At 61.5% G+C, this 18,279-nt stretch carries 16 protein-coding genes; 8 read left to right on the top strand and 8 right to left on the bottom strand.

Annotation, left to right across the window (positions count from 1 at the left end):
* Together ACWF9G_RS18930 and ACWF9G_RS18935 are read right to left on the bottom strand one after the other, a co-directional pair.
* A partial coding sequence (locus tag ACWF9G_RS18930) for an NAD(P)(+) transhydrogenase (Re/Si-specific) subunit alpha (protein WP_452516698.1) occupies nucleotides 1-770 on the bottom strand: 770 nt, incomplete at its 3' end.
* A 17-nt stretch (nucleotides 771-787) separates the two neighbouring features.
* Nucleotides 788-2,362, bottom strand: coding sequence for a flavin-containing monooxygenase (locus ACWF9G_RS18935; protein WP_452516700.1), 1,575 nt, complete (start codon nucleotides 2,360-2,362; stop codon nucleotides 788-790).
* A gap of 656 nt (nucleotides 2,363-3,018) precedes the next feature.
* Here ACWF9G_RS18935 and ACWF9G_RS18940 point away from each other — a divergent pair.
* A complete protein-coding gene (locus tag ACWF9G_RS18940; protein WP_452516702.1) occupies nucleotides 3,019-4,029 on the top strand; it encodes an Lrp/AsnC family transcriptional regulator in 1,011 nt (336 codons plus the stop codon).
* On the opposite strand, the gene ACWF9G_RS18945 is transcribed toward ACWF9G_RS18940, so the two are convergent.
* Complete coding sequence (locus ACWF9G_RS18945; protein WP_452516704.1) at nucleotides 4,030-5,049, bottom strand: Lrp/AsnC family transcriptional regulator; 1,020 nt, start codon at nucleotides 5,047-5,049, stop codon at nucleotides 4,030-4,032. It abuts the gene before it with no gap.
* Between the two features lie 158 nt (nucleotides 5,050-5,207).
* Between ACWF9G_RS18945 and ACWF9G_RS18950 the strand changes: the two genes are divergently transcribed.
* Nucleotides 5,208-5,984, top strand: a complete 777-nt coding sequence (locus ACWF9G_RS18950) for an SDR family NAD(P)-dependent oxidoreductase (RefSeq protein ID WP_452516706.1) — start codon at nucleotides 5,208-5,210, stop codon at nucleotides 5,982-5,984.
* Nucleotides 5,985-6,004: 20 nt separating this feature from the next.
* Here the strand turns inward: ACWF9G_RS18950 and ACWF9G_RS18955 are convergent, their stop codons facing one another.
* On the bottom strand, nucleotides 6,005-6,496 hold the full coding sequence (locus ACWF9G_RS18955) for a hypothetical protein (RefSeq protein WP_452516708.1): 492 nt from the start codon (nucleotides 6,494-6,496) through the stop codon (nucleotides 6,005-6,007).
* A gap of 774 nt (nucleotides 6,497-7,270) precedes the next feature.
* Between ACWF9G_RS18955 and ACWF9G_RS18960 the strand changes: the two genes are divergently transcribed.
* The 6 genes from ACWF9G_RS18960 (at nucleotide 7,271) to ACWF9G_RS18985 (ending at nucleotide 14,383) form a co-directional block, all read left to right on the top strand.
* Nucleotides 7,271-8,815, top strand: coding sequence for an acyl-CoA synthetase (locus ACWF9G_RS18960; RefSeq protein WP_452516710.1), 1,545 nt, complete (start codon nucleotides 7,271-7,273; stop codon nucleotides 8,813-8,815).
* Between the two features lie 55 nt (nucleotides 8,816-8,870).
* Complete coding sequence (locus ACWF9G_RS18965) at nucleotides 8,871-9,731, top strand: enoyl-CoA hydratase-related protein (protein WP_452516712.1); 861 nt, start codon at nucleotides 8,871-8,873, stop codon at nucleotides 9,729-9,731.
* 1,762 nt (nucleotides 9,732-11,493) lie between these two features.
* Nucleotides 11,494-12,591: a CaiB/BaiF CoA transferase family protein gene (locus tag ACWF9G_RS18970; RefSeq protein ID WP_452516714.1), complete on the top strand. Its 1,098-nt coding sequence runs from the start codon at nucleotides 11,494-11,496 to the stop codon at nucleotides 12,589-12,591.
* A 241-nt stretch (nucleotides 12,592-12,832) separates the two neighbouring features.
* A protein-coding gene (locus tag ACWF9G_RS18975; protein WP_452516716.1) for an IS5 family transposase occupies nucleotides 12,833-13,632 on the top strand; the annotation gives its coding sequence in 2 pieces (ribosomal slippage) (nucleotides 12,833-13,178 and nucleotides 13,178-13,632; 801 coding nt in all).
* Between the two features lie 16 nt (nucleotides 13,633-13,648).
* The gene (locus tag ACWF9G_RS18980; RefSeq protein ID WP_452516875.1) at nucleotides 13,649-13,777 is read left to right on the top strand and encodes a hypothetical protein; all 129 of its coding nucleotides are present in this window, start codon (nucleotides 13,649-13,651) and stop codon (nucleotides 13,775-13,777) included.
* A 96-nt stretch (nucleotides 13,778-13,873) separates the two neighbouring features.
* Entirely contained in the window at nucleotides 13,874-14,383 is a 510-nt protein-coding gene (locus ACWF9G_RS18985) for an IS5 family transposase (RefSeq protein WP_452516718.1), read from the top strand.
* A 137-nt stretch (nucleotides 14,384-14,520) separates the two neighbouring features.
* Here the strand turns inward: ACWF9G_RS18985 and ACWF9G_RS18990 are convergent, their stop codons facing one another.
* The 4 genes from ACWF9G_RS18990 to ACWF9G_RS19005 are packed head-to-tail and all read right to left on the bottom strand — an operon-like array spanning nucleotide 14,521 to nucleotide 18,278.
* Nucleotides 14,521-15,189, bottom strand: coding sequence for a hypothetical protein (locus ACWF9G_RS18990; RefSeq protein ID WP_452516720.1), 669 nt, complete (start codon nucleotides 15,187-15,189; stop codon nucleotides 14,521-14,523).
* A gap of 40 nt (nucleotides 15,190-15,229) precedes the next feature.
* On the bottom strand, nucleotides 15,230-16,180 hold the full coding sequence (locus ACWF9G_RS18995; protein WP_452516722.1) for an MlaD family protein: 951 nt from the start codon (nucleotides 16,178-16,180) through the stop codon (nucleotides 15,230-15,232).
* Nucleotides 16,177-17,190 carry an MlaD family protein gene (locus ACWF9G_RS19000; RefSeq protein ID WP_452516724.1) on the bottom strand — a complete coding sequence of 338 codons (1,014 nt, stop codon included), beginning with the start codon at nucleotides 17,188-17,190 and terminating at the stop codon, nucleotides 16,177-16,179. Before ACWF9G_RS19000 ends, ACWF9G_RS18995 begins: the two co-directional genes overlap by 4 nt.
* The gene (locus tag ACWF9G_RS19005; RefSeq protein WP_452516726.1) at nucleotides 17,187-18,278 is read right to left on the bottom strand and encodes an MlaD family protein; all 1,092 of its coding nucleotides are present in this window, start codon (nucleotides 18,276-18,278) and stop codon (nucleotides 17,187-17,189) included. The genes ACWF9G_RS19000 and ACWF9G_RS19005 overlap by 4 nt, the downstream gene beginning before the upstream one ends.
* Nucleotide 18,279: the final 1 nt, after the last annotated feature.

The following is an 18,279-nucleotide window of genomic DNA, read 5'->3' on the forward strand; positions in this document are numbered from 1 at the left end:
ACCAGCGCGGTGGTGATCACCACGTCGAAACCCTTGATGGCGTCTTCGAGGGCCTGCTGCTGCTGGGCCTTCTCGTCCTCGGTGAGCTCGCGGGCGTAGCCGCCCTCACCAGCGGCGTCGATGCCGAGGTCGAGCCACTGGGCGCCGACCGAACGCACCTGATCGGCGACCTCGGGGCGCACGTCGTAACCGGTGGTGCGGCCACCGAGACGCTTGGCCGTGGCCAGTGCCTGCAGACCGGCGACACCGACACCGAGCACCAGCACGGTGGCGGGCTTCACGGTGCCGGCGGCGGTGGTCAGCATCGGGAAGAAGCGGGTCGACTCCGACGCGGCGAGCAGCACGGCCTTGTACCCGGCCACATTCGCCTGCGACGACAGCGCGTCCATCACCTGAGCACGCGAGATACGCGGGATCGCCTCCACCGCGAACGCCTGCACACCGGCGGAGCGCAGCGCGCCGATCTGGTTCTCGGCATTGCGGGGCGCGAGGAACCCGATCAGGGTCTGCCCGGAGGACAGCTTGCCCACCTCGGCATCGCTGGGCGGGGCCACCTTGACGACGACGTCGGCCGACCACGGATCACCGATGGTCGCGCCCGCCTCGACATAGGCCGCGTCGGGGATGAGGGCACCGAGGCCGGCACCGGCTTCCACGACCACCTCGACACCCTGCTTGGACAGGGCGGGGATGATCTTGGGCACCACAGCGACCCGCCGCTCACCCACAGTCGTTTCCCGAAGAACTCCAACACGGGTTACGGCTAACATCTGACCGATATTTCCTTTCACTGCCAATCCACGACGAATTCGTCACCCGATGGCTCCGGAACCGCGATGGTCTCCGTTCTAACGGGCAACGCGAGGGGCGTCCGGGCAATGCCGTGTTCGTACTTCGCCACATCAAACCGTTTGGTCATGCGCGCATAGGTGATATGAGACAGGGGCCACATAGCCGTAACCTTGCCTTCGGCATTCGTGTACCACCCTGGGCAGGAGTCGGTGAACACAGTCTCACCCAGCTTCTCCTGCAACCATTCCTGGAATTTTTCCTGTTCGCGCGGCTCGACGTCGAACCAACCGCCACCAGCCTTCACAACCTCCTGCAAACCCCGCCGGGCGTACTCGGCTTGCCGTTCGAGAAGGAACACGATCGAGTTGGTGATGCTGTTCGTGTTAGGACCGAACATCATGAACATATTGGGGAATCCCGCAACCGAAAGTCCGAGGTACGCTTCCGCCCCGTGGCGCCACATATCGTGCAGGTCGGCGCCCTTGCGCCCGGTGATCCGAATAGGCGCGAGGAACTCACTCGCTTTGAAGCCGGTGCACCACACGATGACGTCACCGCGGACATGCTCTCCGGCTGCAGTGATGATGCCATCCTCGACTACACGTTCCACCCCAGATCCATGCAGCGAGACATGACTTTTCGCGAGCGCAGGATACCAATCATTCGACAGTAGCAGCCTATTACACAGCATGGTGTAGTCCGGCGTGGCAGCACGAACCGCCTCCGGCTCCTTGAGATGCTTTCGAATCACGCGCTTGTACCACCATTCGGAGGCAACTCGAAGGGGTTTCGCCTTCCGCGATACCAACGGCCAACGGAGTTCGTAGGCCAAGAACATCATGTCATGATGCAACTTTCGCATGCGCGGGAACCGAGTGAGGACAGCCCGCGCAAATGGACCATGCACTCGCTTGCTCTTGCGGATGACCCAGTTCGGCGACCGCTGGATCACCGCCAACTCCTTCACCTGGTCGACGATGGCCGGCACGATCTGGATCGCACTCGCGCCGCTGCCTACTACGATCACCTTCTTGCCCGCCAGGTCTACCGAGCTATCCCATTCTGCCGAGTGAAATGATTTTCCAGCAAAGTCATCGAGCCCTTCGACGTTCGGCATTTTCGGTCGACTCAGCTGACCGGTAGCCATAATAACCGCGTCGACAATTACCTTCTCGCCGGAATCCAGCTCGACGTGCCATTTTCCTGTCAGCTCATCGAATGTAGTCGCCACGACCTCGGTGTTGAATCGAATGCGCGGGTATACATGAGTTTCGAGAGCTACACTGTCCAGGTACTTCTGAATCTCAGCCTGTTTACCGAAGAGCGCCGACCAATCCGGCTTGAGGGCGTGGGAGAACGAATAGATCGCAGAGGGAACGTCACAAGCAGCACCAGGATAACGATTGTCGCGCCATACGCCACCTACTGCGCCGGCTCGCTCGAACACCACAAAATTGGTGAAACCGCTGCGCTTCAATTCTACTGCGGCTGCCAAACCACCGAATCCGCAACCAACGATTGCCACAGACAAATCCTGCGCGCTACCCCGCTGTAGAGCCTTTTCACTCATCGGACCAACCTTCACTTCCGCACCAACATGCGCTGCCGAGCGGCTCGCACCAGTGCATTGACAAATTTCTTGGTGAGTTCCACGGCCCGGTCACCCCGTCCATGCCATACGGGCCGTGCTCCACCTTCGCGACGATTGGACATAACCAAGCCTGCACAGACTGAATCCGCACCGCGTACCCTCTTGTGGGTTCGTCGCCGCGCACCGGATACGCGAGAGTCCGCACGAGGGCTAGGCATGAGGCAGCGCTTTCGCCCGCTCCAGTGTGCGCGGCCCGCGAGCCCGAGACCTCCCGCACACTCCGGACGGCATCTCCCGCCTCATCGACGCTCACCACCGAGAACCCGGCGAGCACTCGACCATTCACGGGGTCGATCGGCGAGAAGGATCTTCTCGCCTGTAAGTCCGGCGTCATCCACACCAGCACTCCTTCCAACCCGTCCAGCCGGAGCCCGACCACCGACTCGCATCATACGCACAGTGTGTCTACGACATCTATGTAGGTCAAGTATGCGTAGTCCAATAGCCTATCTGATTCGCAGTGTTGCATGAGCCGCGTGCAGCAAGTACCGGCTTAGTCGCTCGACAGATCGCCTACCCGCACCACGCGGTCACAACAACCAGCCTCCGGACGTCGGTCTGCGATACTCACAGCCATGACGCGTGAGGATGAGGCGCAGAACGCCGAGGCACGGAACTCGAACAGCACACGCCCGGACCCTGCAGCCGAGGTCCTCGACGATCTCGATCGCGCGCTTGTCGAGCGGCTCGTAGTCGACGGGCGCGAAACGAACCGAGCACTTGCCCAAGCCCTCGGGATCAACGAGGTCACAGTGGCGTCGCGCCTCCGGCGCATGGAGCAGAACTCCATCATGCGAGTCGTCGCCGTCACCGACATGCGTGTCTTCGGCCATCGCGACTTCGCCATCGCCTTCATTCGCGCATCAGGACGGTCGGTGCTGAAGGTCGGCGCGGATATCGCGGCTCTGCCCGAGGCCGTGGCGGTGACGATCTCCACGGGCCGCTACGACCTGATCGCACCGATCCTCGGGCGAGATCACAACCACCTGGCCGAACTGTTCGGCACGACGCTTCCAAGCATCGAAGGGGTCGAGGATGTACGCGGGCATCTAGTGCTCGATGTGCTGAAGTTCGAATCGAAATGGGCCCAGCTGTCCGCTGATCCAGGAACAATTCCTGACACGCACCCCAGCGATACCACGGACGAGCTCGACATCACCATTATCGGAAAGCTGCAGGTCGACGCACGGAGAAGCAACCGCAGCATCGCGGCGGAACTCGGCGTCTCCGAGGGCACGGTACGCACCAGGGTCAAGCGACTGCTTACGGACAAGGTGATCAGGATCCAGGCCATCTCCGACGTTCTTTCTTTCGGTATCACGGCGCACGCCTACGTCGGTATCAGCACACTCGGCGGTCGCGCGCAGGACGTTGCCCGCGACCTTACTGCCAGGCCCGAGGTCGCCCAGTTGAGCAGGACGCTGGGCGAGTTCGATTTCATTGCGGTAGTTATCGCCCCGACCCGGGAAGAACTGATCGATTGCCTGACCAATGAGATCAGGCAGATTCCCGGCGTACGGAGAACTGAGACATTTGAAACCTACGCTACGACTAAACATACCTATGCGTGGTCGTGGCTGGTGTGATCAGCACCCGATCCGCTTCAGGTACGGCGTGAACTTCACAATCTCGACCATTTGAAGTGTATCGATCGACCTGACGCCGCGAAGCGTCCGGATCCTGTGCCGAATGACGTCGAGCAGCTCTCGCTGATCGTGAGCTCCGATCGAGATGGACACGTCGACATTCCCGACCACGATAGCGACGAAAAGGACCCCCGGAATCTCGGCCGCCTGCTCTGCCACTGCAACGATCCGGTCCCGATCCACTACCAAACCGATTGTTGCCACAACGCCGACCATCCCCAACGCGAGCGGCTCGATCATCGCCTGCACCTGAAAAAGTCCCGATGTGGTCATTCTCTGGAGCCTCATGCGTACCGCACCTTCCGAAACCCCGATGGTCCGGGCAATGCTCCGGTTCGACCGACGTCCGTCGCTCAAGAGCTCCACAATGATTCGGGAATCCAGGTCATCGAGCTCGATAACCGGGTGAGGCAGCCGAATAGGTGACACTTTCCGGGCGAGAAAGAAGCGACGACCCAACGCAGTTACTTCCGTACGGGTCGCCATGTCGACTCGGATCGAACCGATGCCCTGCACCCCTCCTAAATCGCACGTAGCAAACCTGTGCAGTTCCGACCTGTCTGCGACCAGGAAATAGCAGACAAGATCGGCATCGCCGAGTACGGTAGCGACCCCGACACACCCGGGCAAAGCACCGAGATCGACGGCGACCTCGCGTACAGCTCGCGCCTCGACGTTTACTGTGACGATGACGAACCAACCGAAACCGGCCTGCTCCCAATCGAACAGGGCGGTGAAGACGAGGACCCGCTCGGACACCATTCGCCGGATTCGCGCACCAGCCGTTGCGGCACTGACCCCTGTCGCATCTGCAAGTTCCCTGTTGGTCATTCGGCCGTCGACGACAAGCAGATCCAACAGCTCCGCATCAATCGCGTCCAACCTGTCGGCGCCCGGCGAAAGTAGTGCCTCAGGCGTTCCATCCGCGGTCGCGCCGTCCGGCACCGGAGGTGCCAACACGACCTCTGCGCTCGTCCGAGTGGGGTGCCTCATAGCGCGCCAACTCCTCCCAGCATCCCGTCGCAGTCGGGATGCAACCCAACCATATTGACATTATGCGTATCACATTAGATGCTAGAATACGCAAACTGACAGTAGATTGATATCGGAGGATGTCCATGCAGAAGCGACTCGAAGGCCGCATCGCCCTCGTGACTGGGGGTTCCCGCGGTCTCGGTGCAGCTATCGCGCGCGAACTAGGACGCGAAGGCGCAGCGGTCGCGGTCCACTACCGATCAGACGCGGAGGCCGCGCAACGCGTGGTCGCAGATATCACCGCAGCGGGCGGAAGAGCGATCGCCGTCGCGGGGTCCATCGGCGAGCCCGACGCGGTGGACACCTTTCTCACCGAAGTCGTTGATTCGATCGGCACGGTCGACCTCTTGGTCAGCAACGCCGGCACTGCAAGCCGCGGACAAAGCATCGCAGACGGCACCAACGAGGAGTTCGAGCGCCTTCTCCAAATCCACGCACTCGGCCCCCTCCATCTTGTGCGTCGCCTGCTTCCGGGAATGCGCGCAGCGCCACGAGCAGACGTGATCGCGATTTCCAGCGCCACGGTGCAGGATGCCCCACCAAATGCCGGCCCCTACACGGTTGCCAAGTCGGCCCTCGAAACCGCCATGCGGACACTCTCTCGTGAGGAGCGACCCCACGGCATCCGTGTAAACATCGTCGCACCAGGGCTTATCGACACCGACATGGGTCAACGATTGGTTCGCGCGACGGCAGGCGCTGATATTTCCAGCATCGAAGATCGGTTCCCGTTCGGCCACGTGTGCCGTCCAGAAGAAGTCTCAGGCCTGGTAGCCTTTCTCGCGAGCGCCGCGGGCGGGTACATCACGGGCCAGCGCATCATCGTCGATGGCGGCGGAAAGAACCCCGAGATCTACTGAACATTCATCGCGGGCCGCCACTACTCGGCGGCCCGTACGAAACCGACCTCGGTTCCGTATTGCGGATGCACAGTGTCGGGAATCCCGTGACCACCGCGGCGCCGGCCGAGGCGGTTTGCAAATGGCTCATGGGACTCATCAGTCGTGGGGACCGATGAAAATGCGGCGCCAATGGCCGCTACAGTGACCGCAATGGCGAAGATCGCAGAAATCCAGACGACAATCATCGTCGCGTTCGAGTGCAGGGCGATCATCAACGGCCACTGAGTCAGAACCAAGATCCCCACTGCCGCAATTGGAATGACTACGACCGAACTGAGATGCGCTCCTCGTCCCTCCATCCGCCGCATGACATGATATAGAGCAACTCCCGTTCCCGTCACCACTGCCGCCATGATGAACGGGATTATCGCCGCCAGACCGTGTTTGTAGAAGTCGGGCTGCGCCCGGTAATAGATGCGCACCCCCGCCGCCATGGATGGCGCCTCAATGATCAAATCAAGCGCAGCCACCGTCAGATAGACCCACCACAACGATTGCCGAGAGATCCCTCGCTGTATCGATCGGCACACAACAAATGACCCCATTCCGACGCACCAGGGGTATCCCAAGAGAAGGTATGCGGGCATACCGATGTCTACGAACGGAACGACAACCCAGGGACTTCTCACTGGGTACCAGACCAGCAACAGGTGGTCCAGAACCGGAACCGCCGCCACTACTGCCAACGCACCGCCGACGGTACACAGTAGCGGGAAAGAGTCCCTTCGTCGCCACGCGTAGATGAGCGCTGCAACGATCACACAGAAGGATATGGCGACATTGGCGCCAATGAGTACGCGAGCCGCCAGCGGCTCAGCGACTAGGTGAACCGGACGCGACTCCAGAGCAATAAGCACGATATGCGTACCTCCTAGGAGCTTTGCCGAGAACTATCGTAACCTTCGACGGTACCAACAATCAAGTATGCGTACCTGTATAGCGATTCTTCTACGCAGGGCGCGCAATGTCAGCGCCCGGAAGCGGCAGCCCCGGGTCGCACCCTCACGAGGCCCAGCCGTCCAGGGCCGCAGTCTGCGCCTTCACCTCCGGGCAACCCAGCCCGCCATCACAGAGGCATCAGACTGCGCATATTGAAGTTATCATCCAGCCTAAGTGGCACTATGCCACCATTTGACGTCGAAATGATTCGCATTTTCTTGACGCAACGAAGTGGCGCCGCTACCGTAGCCAGCGTCACGCAAGCGGGTCCGCCGTGCCGCCCGATTGCCGAGCGTAAGGAACCCATGTATCTCACTCAGGGCCTGCACAGAGCGTTGCAGCAGAACCCAGGCAGCGTCATGTCCATCTGCGGCGATCGTGCTCGCTCTGTCGCGGAGGTCCATGACCGTGTCGCTCGTCTTGCCGGCGCATTGCGCAAGCTCGGTGTAGCACGCAACGATCGGGTCGCGATACTCGCTCTGAACTCAGACCGGTTCCATGAGTATTTGCTGGCAGTCCCGTGGGTTGACGCGGTGGTGATTCCAGTCAACATCCGCTGGAGCATGTCTGAAATCGCCTACTCCCTAGCGGATTCCGAGACCTCCGTGCTCTTCGTGGACGATATGTTCACACCTCTGGTGCCCGGGATTCGAGAGGCAGCGCCATCGGTGCGCATGGTGATCCACTGTGGCGATGGACCGACACCCGAAGGGATGCTGTCCTATGAGGATCTGGTTCAGTCGGCTCGACCGATCCCTGATTCACGGCGAGGTGGTGCCGCACTAGCAGGCATCTTCTATACAGGTGGCACGACAGGCCACCCCAAGGGCGTCATGCTCAGTCACGCGAACCTGGCCACATCGGCGTTGGGCTCGCTGGCGTCGGAGTTCGTGCTGGGTCCTGGAGAGATCGTCCTGCACGCTGCACCGATGTTCCACCTGGCCGCGCTCGGCGGCTGGCACGGGCAACTCATACGAGGTGGCACGCATGTGTTCATCCCGGCGTTCGAACCCGTCGCTACATTGCGGGCAATTCAACAACGCCAGGTTACGGCGACCGTGCTGGTTCCCGTGATGATTCAAATGCTCGTTGATCACCCCGAAGTGGTGAACCACGACCTTTCGAGTGTGCGAACGGTCCTCTACGGTGCGTCGCCGATTTCGCAGGCTGTCCTGCAGCGGGCGATGGAGGAGTTCCCACGTGCCAGCTTCGTTCAAGCGTATGGGATGACCGAGCTCTCGCCGATCGCCACTTTGCTCAGTCCGGCCGATCACCAAGCGGGCAGGCTGCGCTCAGCAGGCCGGGCCGCGCCGCATGCGGAGATACGCATCGCAGATCTCGACGGCAACGAGGTTCCGCGGGGCACGGTCGGCGAAGTCGAAGCACGTGGGGGCAATGTGATGATGGGCTATTGGAACATGCCCGAGGAGACTGCCACGACGATGCGCAATGGGTGGCTCCGCACCGGGGACGGCGGCTTTATGGACGACGAGGGCTACCTCTACATCGTCGACCGAGTCAAGGACATGATCGTTTCCGGCGGCGAGAACGTCTATTCGGCCGAGGTTGAGAACGCCCTCGCCTCTCATGCCTCCGTTGCTGCATGCGCAGTGATCGGTGTTCCGGATGAGGCCTGGGGCGAGCGAGTACATGCCGTGGTTGTCTGTCAACCCGGTGCCGCGCTGACGCTCGCGGAGATCCGCGAGCACGTCAAAGATCTGATCGCCGGCTACAAGACTCCACGCAGCCTCGACATCGTCGGCTCACTCCCGCTTTCGGGAGCAGGCAAGGTCCTCAAACGCGAACTGCGTAAACAGTACTGGAAGGAAAGCGACCGCCAAGTGCAATGAACAACAGACCTGGAGCGTCGGTTCCACAGGCAATTCTATCGGGAGGAAAACATCCATGAACTTCACAGAAATCGACTATGCGGTTTCTGGCGCGACCGCGACGATTACGCTGCAACGCCCTGAAAAGCTCAATGCCTATACCCATGTCATGGCGCACGAACTGATCGCCGCATGCGATGCGGCAGAAGGTGACGACGCGGTCCGGGTGGTTGTCGTCACCGGCAGCGGACGGGCATTTTGCGCAGGCGCCGACCTCGATCCCGACGCAGGGCAGTTCGATTCGGCGGAGCGTGCGGGTGAAAGCTTCGCAGACGGCATCATGCGAGATCCCGGTGGAATGGCAGCACTACGGTTCGCGGCGATGCGGAAGCCGGTGATCGGCGCAGTCAATGGTCCTGCGATCGGGATCGGCGCGACGCTGACCCTGCCGATGGATATCCGCATCGCCTCGGAGCGTGCCCGATTCGGCTTCGTTTTCACCAGACGGTGTCTGGTGCCCGAAGCAGGCTCGACGTGGTTTTTGCCGCGACTTGTCGGCATGTCCCGAGCGATGGAGTGGGTCACCACAGGCAGGCTTTTCGGTGCCGAGGATGCTCTGACCGGTGGCCTGGTGTCGCGTGTTTGCCCAGATGCCGAATTGCTCGATGTCGCCTACTCGCTCGGCGAGGAGATCAGCGCGAACGTCGCGCCGGTGGCGTTTGCCGCAGCCAAGCAGATGATGTGGGGCATGTATGACTCTGGAAGTCCCTGGGCCGCGCATCGACTCGAATCTCAGGTACTCAACGAGCTCGTAGCATCGGATGACTTCACAGAAGGCGTGTCCGCGTTCCTCCAGCGTCGCCCGCCGAAGTTCGCTCTGAACCCCAACTATGATCTGCCGCAGGCTATCCCGAGCTGGCCTTCACAAGGCGACTGATCAGGCGTCCTTTACCCCGGCCATCTGCGGCGCGTGTTGGTCTGCCGAGGCACCACCAACAGCAAGGATCGCGTACGCAGATGGTCCGCCAGTATCGCGCGAACACGATGGAGACTCGCGACCTGTTCTGTCGACGAAGCGTTGTCAGAACACACCGCGGCACCGTTTGCACCGTCGATCACAACGCGTTGTCCGGTCACCAGGGCCGCGGCGGCAGCGACTGGCACTTGCCATGTCTAGCACGTCCAGCAGCCATCGACGAACAGGCGATTGTGACCGGACCGGGCCAGAGAACTGGTCGACGTAGCCATCCCTCTTTAGGTGTTCCGCCCGGAGGACGACCGGACGGGCTGGTTGGATGCTCGATGCTTAAGAGCGTGCGACCGGCAAAGTCGTCCGTCCTTCGGCACTGAGGTCACGCTGAATTCCGACCTCAGAAACCATCCACCCGCTGACGGGGCCTGGGCCGACGGGGATTCAGCGACTTCGGCCCACGCCGACGAACTGTCGCAACGCATCGTAGCCGCTGTCAGTAGGCGCCGGGCGACCGCGAATACGACTTGGGTGCGCCGCCCGATCGAGAATGTCGGCGCGGCAAACCGAAGGACCGCGGGCCATGGCGCGCGGGCTCTGGACATTGCGCTGCCGTTGTTGCCCTGAACGGCATCGCCACTGCCGCGCTCCTCGGGAACGTGGTGGTCGGGTCGGGCACTTGACTTGCCCCATTCCGCAGTGCGTTGCCGGAGCGAGGCGCATTGTACTCCGAATATGCCTGGAGTCGCAGCATTGCGAGACCCTCGACCCTACGATCTGCGCATCCCAACGCATCGCTCAACCTCGGCGAGCACAAAACAGGTATGCCACCGGCTATCCGACCGATGCGGTGAGAACGCAGTCCGGTGACGATTGGATGGACATGATTCATCAACGATCAGGGCCTGCAAAGGTCCTCCGCCGATGGGTAGGTTATGAGATATCGAGGGATCAGCGTGAACCCAGTCGGATACCACGCGGCCGTGGAGGCGCGCGTAACAGATGTTCCATATCCGGCGATCTGGCTGCGGCACGACCTGTTCACAAATGAACGGGCGAAGCAGACGCGTTCTTATAGTGGACGGGAAGCCGTCTCTCCCAGAGCACAGGTTCAGCGCGGAATGGCTCGCACAACTGCGTTGCTAGACGAGAACCAGGCGGATGAACAGAGGGTCGGGACATGACCGCGTGGGACTGTCATGTTTGCCATCGTCGCATGTACACGCGGCCGGAGTTCGGAACCGGCCACCATACCGAATGCAGGCAGGCGGCTGGCGAGTTGACGCGCGAAGACCTCGACGCCCTTGGCGCCTGGCTCGATCCGTCTCGGAGCTCCAGCTCCGTAATCCATCCAGGCCCTGAGATCGCAGGAGCCTGAGCGCCAGGCCTTCTGCACGCCGGCACGGCGAACCCTGGGTGCCCGTGAACCGACCCGTTCCGGGCTGGACCCATCGAAGTTGCGCGTCTCTGTTTTCCATGCGTCAACTTTGTGCCTCCCCGCCCGTTGCACTAATCGGGAAAGGTGCGACGGCGAGATGTCTCGCAAGTAGCATAGTCTCCGCAGTTCACACGGCTACCTTGACAGCCGTACCGGCTCGACAGAGGCGACGGCGCACCTCATCGAAGCCGATGAAGGACCGCACAGACGCAAGGGTTATTGTCATTGTGTCAACTCCAGCTCATGGCTGGCGAAATAGGACGAAGAAACGAAGGAACAGAGGTGAGGCGTGTGAGCACTCGATCCACCACCGGGCAGGGACCCCTGACAGGCGTCCGGGTCTTAGAACTTGCCGGCATAGGTCCTGGTCCGCACGCGGCTCTGCTCCTCGCGGACCTCGGCGCAGATGTGGTCCGCGTGCAGCGACGTGGGATGTTCCCCGGGCTCATCGAGCGGGCGCAGTGGCGGAGCCGAACCATTGTCGAGGCCGACCTCAAGAATCCTGAGGATGTGGAGCGAGTGCTCGGCCTCATAGAGAAGGCCGATGTGCTCATCGAGGGGTTCCGACCCGGCGTCACTGAACGGCGGGGACTCGGTCCGGAGATTGCGTTAGAGCGCAATCCCCGGCTGATATATGGCCGCATGACGGGCTGGGGCCAGTACGGCCCTCTCTCCGATCGTGCTGGGCACGACATCAACTACATCTCGCTGACCGGTGTGCTGAATGCCATCGGCCGCAAGGGTGAGCGGCCGATTCCACCACTGAATATGGTCGGCGACTTCGGCGGTGGGTCCATGTTCCTGGTCTTCGGGATTCTCGCCGCGCTCGTGGAACGCCAAAACTCCGGCAAAGGACAAGTCGTAGACGCCGCCATGATCGACGGCGTCCTCGCCCTTTCGCACCTTATCTGGGGCATGAAGGGTGCCGGCGTATGGTCGGATGAGCGCGGCACCAACCTGCTCGACACCGGTATGGCGTTTTATGACACCTACGAGACGTCCGACGGCAAGTACATGGCGGTGGGTGCTATCGAACCGCAGTTCTACGCCGAATTTCTGGACGGGCTCGGCCTCGAGTCAGCGAACTTGCCGCACCAGTTCGACCCGCATAGCCAGGACATGCTGCGCGAACTGTTCGCCGAGAAGTTCAAGACCAAGACACGCGATGAATGGTGGGCAATCTTCGAGGACACCGACGCCTGCACCACGCCGGTCCTGACACTCTCCGAGGCCGAGCAGAACTCGCACATCCGGGCCCGCGCCGGTTTGACCGAGTTGGAAGGGGTAGTCCAACATGCTCCCGCCCCACGTTTCTCTCGTACACCAGCCGGTCCGCCCTCCCCTCCGCCGACGGAGGGAACTCCGATCGAACAGATCTGGTCGAACTGATACGTTCCGAACCCACTTGCTGGTTGCACCGCTGACCTTCCGCTCGGTGCCAATCAGGAAGTAGTCGAGCCAGTGACAACGCTGGATGCGTACCAGCAACAGCCGACCGCGCCGCCACGCAGGAACCTCGAAACCTCAGCGTGGCGCGCGGATGGCACTCAGTAGACCCGAACGGGCTAAGAGCTCCTAACAGGTTCGGACGGGTGGCGACGAGTCCTGCTGTAGTGCAGGATATTTCGTCGTGGCGGCGCCGTGGATCGTGGACGACCGGCTGTGGGCAGTGATCGAACCGCTACTGCCGGTCAAGGCTCCGGGAACACCGGGACCGGCTCGGATGAGTGATCAGCTTGTCCTGCAAGGGATTTTGTTCGTGCTGATCACCGGTATCGGGTGGGAGGACCTGCCCCAGGAGCTGGGATTCGGGTCCGGCATGACCTGCTGGCGGCGGCTACGAGATTGGCAGGCCGCGGGGGTGCTCGAGGCCGTGCACACCACGATGCTCGCCCACTGCCACCGCGCGGGATTGATCGATTTCGATCGCGTCATCCCCGACGGCTCGCACGTGCGGGCGAAAAAGGGGGCGCCGACACCGGTCCCAGCCCGGTCGACCGCCGCAAAACCGGAGCGAAACACCACATCCTGACCTGCGGCAACAGAATTCCGCTCGCGGTCGTGCAATCAGCGACCAACGTCAACGACCACCTCGTGTTGCCCGAGCTACTCGACCGAGTACGGCCACTGAGAGAACGCCCCGGCCGACCACGCGAGAAGATCACGACCCTGATCGCGGACAAGGGCTACGACTATCCGCGGGTCTACGACGAACTCGAGCAAAGGCGGATCACCGGCTACATCCCACGCCGAGGAACCCGCGACAAGGTCACCGCCGGCCGCTGGATCGTCGAGCAAACCCTGGCCTTGCTGCACCAATACCGGCGTTTGGCGATCCGTTGGGAACGTCGCACCGACATCCACCAGGGATTCCTCGACCTCGCCGCTGCGCTGATCTGCTGGCGACGACTCAGCAATCGGACTTGTTAGGAGCTCTAAGGCAATACTGTGCCGGTTGCGGACCTGGGTCCCATGGCGGGACATATTCGAGGTGTTCGGTCCGTGGCAGACGGTGTGGAAGCGCCACCGCAGTTATGCCGAGGACGGCACCTGGATCGGGTGTTGGTCGCGTTGACCGCGTTGGCGGATGCGACCGGGAACCTCGATTGGGTGGTCTCGGTCGATTCGACGATTGTGCGGGTTCATCAACACGGCGCCAACACTCGTCGCGGTGGCGGGACCGCAGCCGACCGGGATGGTGAGTTATGAGCCGGCCGATCACGGGATCGGCCGGTCTCGGGGCGGGTTGGCCACGAAAGCCCATCTGGCCACCGACGGCAACGGTCGTGGTCTGGCTGTATTGGTCACCGCGGGTCAGGCGGGGGATTCACCGATGATGCCCGCGGTGCTCGACGCGATCGCCGTGCCGAGGCTGTTTGGCGGCCCGCCGCGACGTCACCCGGATCGGGTCCTGGCCGACAAGGCGTATTCCTCGGCAGCGAATCGAGAGCTGTTGGGAGGCAAGCGGATCAAGGCGGTGATCCCGCAACGATCCGATCAGGTCGCCAACAGGAAACGTTGTAGATGTGCTGGTGGACGCCCGCCGGGATTCGATTCCGATGCCTACAAGGGTCGCAATGTGGTCGGGCGGGCGTTCAACAAGGTCAAGCACTGGCGTGGTGTCGCCACACACTATGACGAGCTGGCCTTGGGACGGATCGCCCACCGGAGGACATTGTAAGGCCGTCGCCTTCCTCTCAGGTGAGGAAGGCGACCACATCCCGATCAACGCATTGACGTCAACGGCGGCGCTCAGGATCCGGATGCTTTTCGACGTTGGAGTGCCTGAGCCGGTCCGGGCGCTCAGGCGCCAAGCGCCTACTTGCCTGACAACGCGGACTCGATCCCACCGACTTCGGTGATCAACCAGTCACGGTTCTTGTCGATCGTCAACCGATACGTCGCTGTCGACTGAATCCCTTGCGGTGCCTGGCTGTTCTTCGTCAGCACGCTCACGAAGCAATCCACCGCGTACATGTCGTTGGCGACAGACCTCACCCTCGCGACGATCGGTTCCGACTTCGAAGTCCACTGCAGCGGTGCAATGATCTGCTCCATCGACGCGGCGGCCTGCTTCAGCTTGTTGGACAGCTCCGGGGAAGTCCCATCCGTCAATCTAGTCTGCCAGCCCTGCATATCTTTGAAGTCCATGTCAGCTGCCGCCACCGCATAGTCCAGGGCGATCCGCTCTGCGTTCGCACGATCGGCAGACTCCGCTTGCAAGGCGTCGAGCTCGTTCGCCTTGCTCTGCGCCTGCCATCCCATCGCGCCGACCGCGACAAGTAGTATCGCCACGAGTGCGGCCACGAGTAGAGTCTTCACCTTCACGGCTGATTCCCCGGCGCTCCGCCCGCGGGCAGCTGCAGACCGCCAACCGGACAGCCGGGAATTGCCTGCGGGCACCCCCGTCGAGGTGTCTCCAACCGATTCGGCCTCCTCTTTCACGACCGCATCCGGTTCCTTGGTGTCGCTACGCTTACCACTCATTTCTCTACCTCTCAATTGTGGCCCACTTCGGCCTGTCTCGTCAGGGCACGCCAACGTGGACCGTGACGCTGCCGTCGGCGCTGTCCGCGATCGCCTGATCGAGTAGACGCGCGATATCCACCGTTTGCATCGCCGCCGCAGCTGCGCGGACCGACGGCAGCACAGCGACACCGAGAACCCGGAGGTCAGGTGCCACCTTGTCCAAGAACTGCTGGAGATTGTCGAGGAACGGACCTGTTCCTTCGGCGATGCCTTCCGGGAACAACGCCACATAGGTCGTTCGTGAGGATGTGTTGAGCCATCCGGCAAGGCCATCACCGAAAGGCCTGATGATCGCTGCGGTTCCATCAAGATCGCCGGGAATCCAGGCGCTGTCGGCGAGCAACGCCTGGAACTTGGAGAGCACCGTTGTCAGATCGACCGCCCGAAGTTCCGCCATATCCGCGAACAGAGTCCACGCCCGGGAAAGATCGACCAGAACCAGGCCATCGTCAGGCAGCGCCGTGTTGAGTTCCCGGAATATTTCCCGGATCTGATCCGGATGGATCTCGTCGAGCAGCCGCGTCAGCCTGGCCGACAGGTCCTGGATCGTTGCCGGCACGGTGACATCTTCGGTCGGAATCAGCGCAGCGTCCGCGAGGAACGGGCCTTCTTCGGTCGTGGGAAGAACCGCTAGGTATGCCTCACCCAGGGCGGAAAGCGTGTCGATTCGAAACTGGCTGTGCACGGGAATTTGATAGACATCCCTGTAGTTCCACACAATGTCGACGCCGGATGCAGTGAGCTCCATCTGCTGGATCGCGCCGATTTCCGTGCCCCGCAATAGAACCTTGGAACCGATGGTCAGCCCATTGGTGTCAGCCACCCTCATCGTCGCGGTCCGGTGCGGCTCGGCTATCGTGAACCCGAGCCCAAGGTGATTCATGTATAGGACTGAGGCAACCGCGATTGTCGCCATTCCGCCCATCGAGAGTCCTGTCCGGATGTTCATTTGACGGCACCCAGCATTCGAAGCACGTTGGCGATATCCGCGGTCAAGACGTCGCCCTGCTCCGTGTCCACCGATGTGACATTGACAGACGGATTTCGGAGGAACGGCACGAGTGTCCGGTTCAAGAATTGATTCAACGTCTCGATGTCCCCGGGAACATCTTCTGCCGTACTCCGGATCGTGGTGGCCGCATCCGCCAGCGAGGTAAGCATGGGAACCATCCAATATCCCCCCTCGAAGATACTGCCGATGGAGGGCAAAATGATCCCGACATACTTGAGAACATTTGCATTCAACCGGTGCCAGTACCGTGCAGCAGGATCACTGAACAGTGTTTGCAGCTCTGCACCATGGTCGACGAAGGACAACGATGTGTCATTGAGCCCTTGAAGCAACCGGTCGATCTCAGCGGTGTTCTCCGAAAGATCGTGCAGATCGACCGCGACGGTCGAAGCGAGCTGGGACAGATCCGGCGGATTCGGCATGACCCGATTGATCCGAATCAAGGCGTCTTGTACCTTCTGCACACTACCGCCGTTGATAAAGTTCGCAAGCACCACCATGACGTCTTCGACCTGCGGCGGCGAGGTGGTCCGGGCTGGGGGGACAACACTGCCGTCCCGCAGAAATTCTGTCGCCGCCTGGCCGGTGTCCCGCTCTAGTGCTACATAAGTATCGCCCAACAGAGTGTTCTGACGAATGATCGCGGTCACATTCGATGGAACTCGTGCGTCGCTCCCGATGCGGGTGACGATACGCACCGATCGACCGGACAGGCTGATGTCACGGACTTCGCCGATACGAAGACCATCCATCGTCACGTTGGCGCGATCGGGAAGATTCATCGCGCTGGCGAACTCGAAGGTGACCTCGTAGCCGTCGCCGATACTATTGCCCGGCAACGGAATATCGTCCGGGTCGAGCGCACAAGACGTGCCGACTAGTACGACACAAGCCGAAATAGCGGTCGCTGTGACCGTTTTCAGGGTTCTCGAGGCCTTCATGTTCATCGCCCCTTCTTCGCGATAACCAGATCGAGCAGGTTGACCCCGACAATGTCGAGGGCACCGCCGTCCGACGAACAGCTTCCTGGGATCGCCACGTTGAGAACATCGCACATCTGCTGTCCGTTCGGCACGCCAACTTTGACCGTCGGGGGAAGGAACTGCACCACGTTCTCGTTCCGTGATGCTTTTCCGAGAAGTGCAGCGATCGGCGGCACAGATTCCAGCAGGCCCTTGATGTCCTCCGAACGTGTGGCCGCGAGATGGATTATGTCCGCGAGACTGTCGGCCATCGGCCAGATGATGTCGCCGTACTGGGTCTGTATTTCATACAGCACTGCAACGAGCGGACCGATACCCCTCAACAGATCTTCCACGCCGGGCCACAGGCCGTACGTCGCGGCGGTCAGACCACCCGGCATCATATCCAGGGTGCTGCGGATGGTCGACCACTGCGCGAGCGCCTCCGTTGACAACGGTGCAGCGTGGAAGAGGATCGCTCCGATGTCAGACACCATGCGATCGGGGCTAGCCATCGCCTGGGCCGCGTTCTGCATCAGCCGCCTTGTCGGATCACCGTTGTCCGCGAGCGCTCGCGCCAGTCCGTCAACGGCCAGTTCCACATTTCGCGTGTCCACGCCCGGTGCGACGTGGTCGATGAAGTCCGCAACGGACCCAGTGATTTCGGCCAGACTCTTAGGTGTTGCGGTGTCCTTCCGCGCGATACATTGGCCAGGCGCGAGCCGCGGGCCGGCTTGATAGTTTCCGACCAGTTCGAGACTTCGGTCGGCCAGTACGGACTTCGACCGGGTGACGGCCTTGACGTCTGCGGGGTATGCCCGCTCGTTGTCGAGCGAAAAAGATACCGCTACGTGGTCTCCTTCAGGACGAACACTGTCGACCTGACCTACTCGATACCCCATCTGCGTTACGGGGTTACCTACATACAGTCCCACCGCATCGGCCATCAACGCGCAGTACCCGGACTGGCTCCCTTTCCCAGCAGAGCCCACAAATCGGTAGCCCACGGCAGCGGTTGCCGTCACGGTGACAACGAGCGCCACTCCGATCAGAAGTCGATACTTTCTCACCATG

The sequence above is a fragment of the Nocardia sp. NPDC055029 genome (genome assembly GCF_053608525.1).

What these genes read in the sequence shown, in the direction of transcription:
- ACWF9G_RS18935 (WP_452516700.1), bottom strand. Translation starts at nt 2,362, where the DNA reads ATGAGTGAAAAGGCTCTACAGCGGGGTAGCGCGCAGGATTTGTCTGTG.
- ACWF9G_RS18940 (WP_452516702.1), top strand. Translation starts at nt 3,019, where the DNA reads ATGACGCGTGAGGATGAGGCGCAGAACGCCGAGGCACGGAACTCGAAC.
- ACWF9G_RS18950 (WP_452516706.1), top strand. Translation starts at nt 5,208, where the DNA reads ATGCAGAAGCGACTCGAAGGCCGCATCGCCCTCGTGACTGGGGGTTCC.
- ACWF9G_RS18960 (WP_452516710.1), top strand. Translation starts at nt 7,271, where the DNA reads ATGTATCTCACTCAGGGCCTGCACAGAGCGTTGCAGCAGAACCCAGGC.
- ACWF9G_RS18965 (WP_452516712.1), top strand. Translation starts at nt 8,871, where the DNA reads ATGAACTTCACAGAAATCGACTATGCGGTTTCTGGCGCGACCGCGACG.
- ACWF9G_RS18990 (WP_452516720.1), bottom strand. Translation starts at nt 15,189, where the DNA reads ATGAGTGGTAAGCGTAGCGACACCAAGGAACCGGATGCGGTCGTGAAA.
- ACWF9G_RS18995 (WP_452516722.1), bottom strand. Translation starts at nt 16,180, where the DNA reads ATGAACATCCGGACAGGACTCTCGATGGGCGGAATGGCGACAATCGCG.
- ACWF9G_RS19000 (WP_452516724.1), bottom strand. Translation starts at nt 17,190, where the DNA reads ATGAACATGAAGGCCTCGAGAACCCTGAAAACGGTCACAGCGACCGCT.
- ACWF9G_RS19005 (WP_452516726.1), bottom strand. Translation starts at nt 18,278, where the DNA reads ATGGTGAGAAAGTATCGACTTCTGATCGGAGTGGCGCTCGTTGTCACC.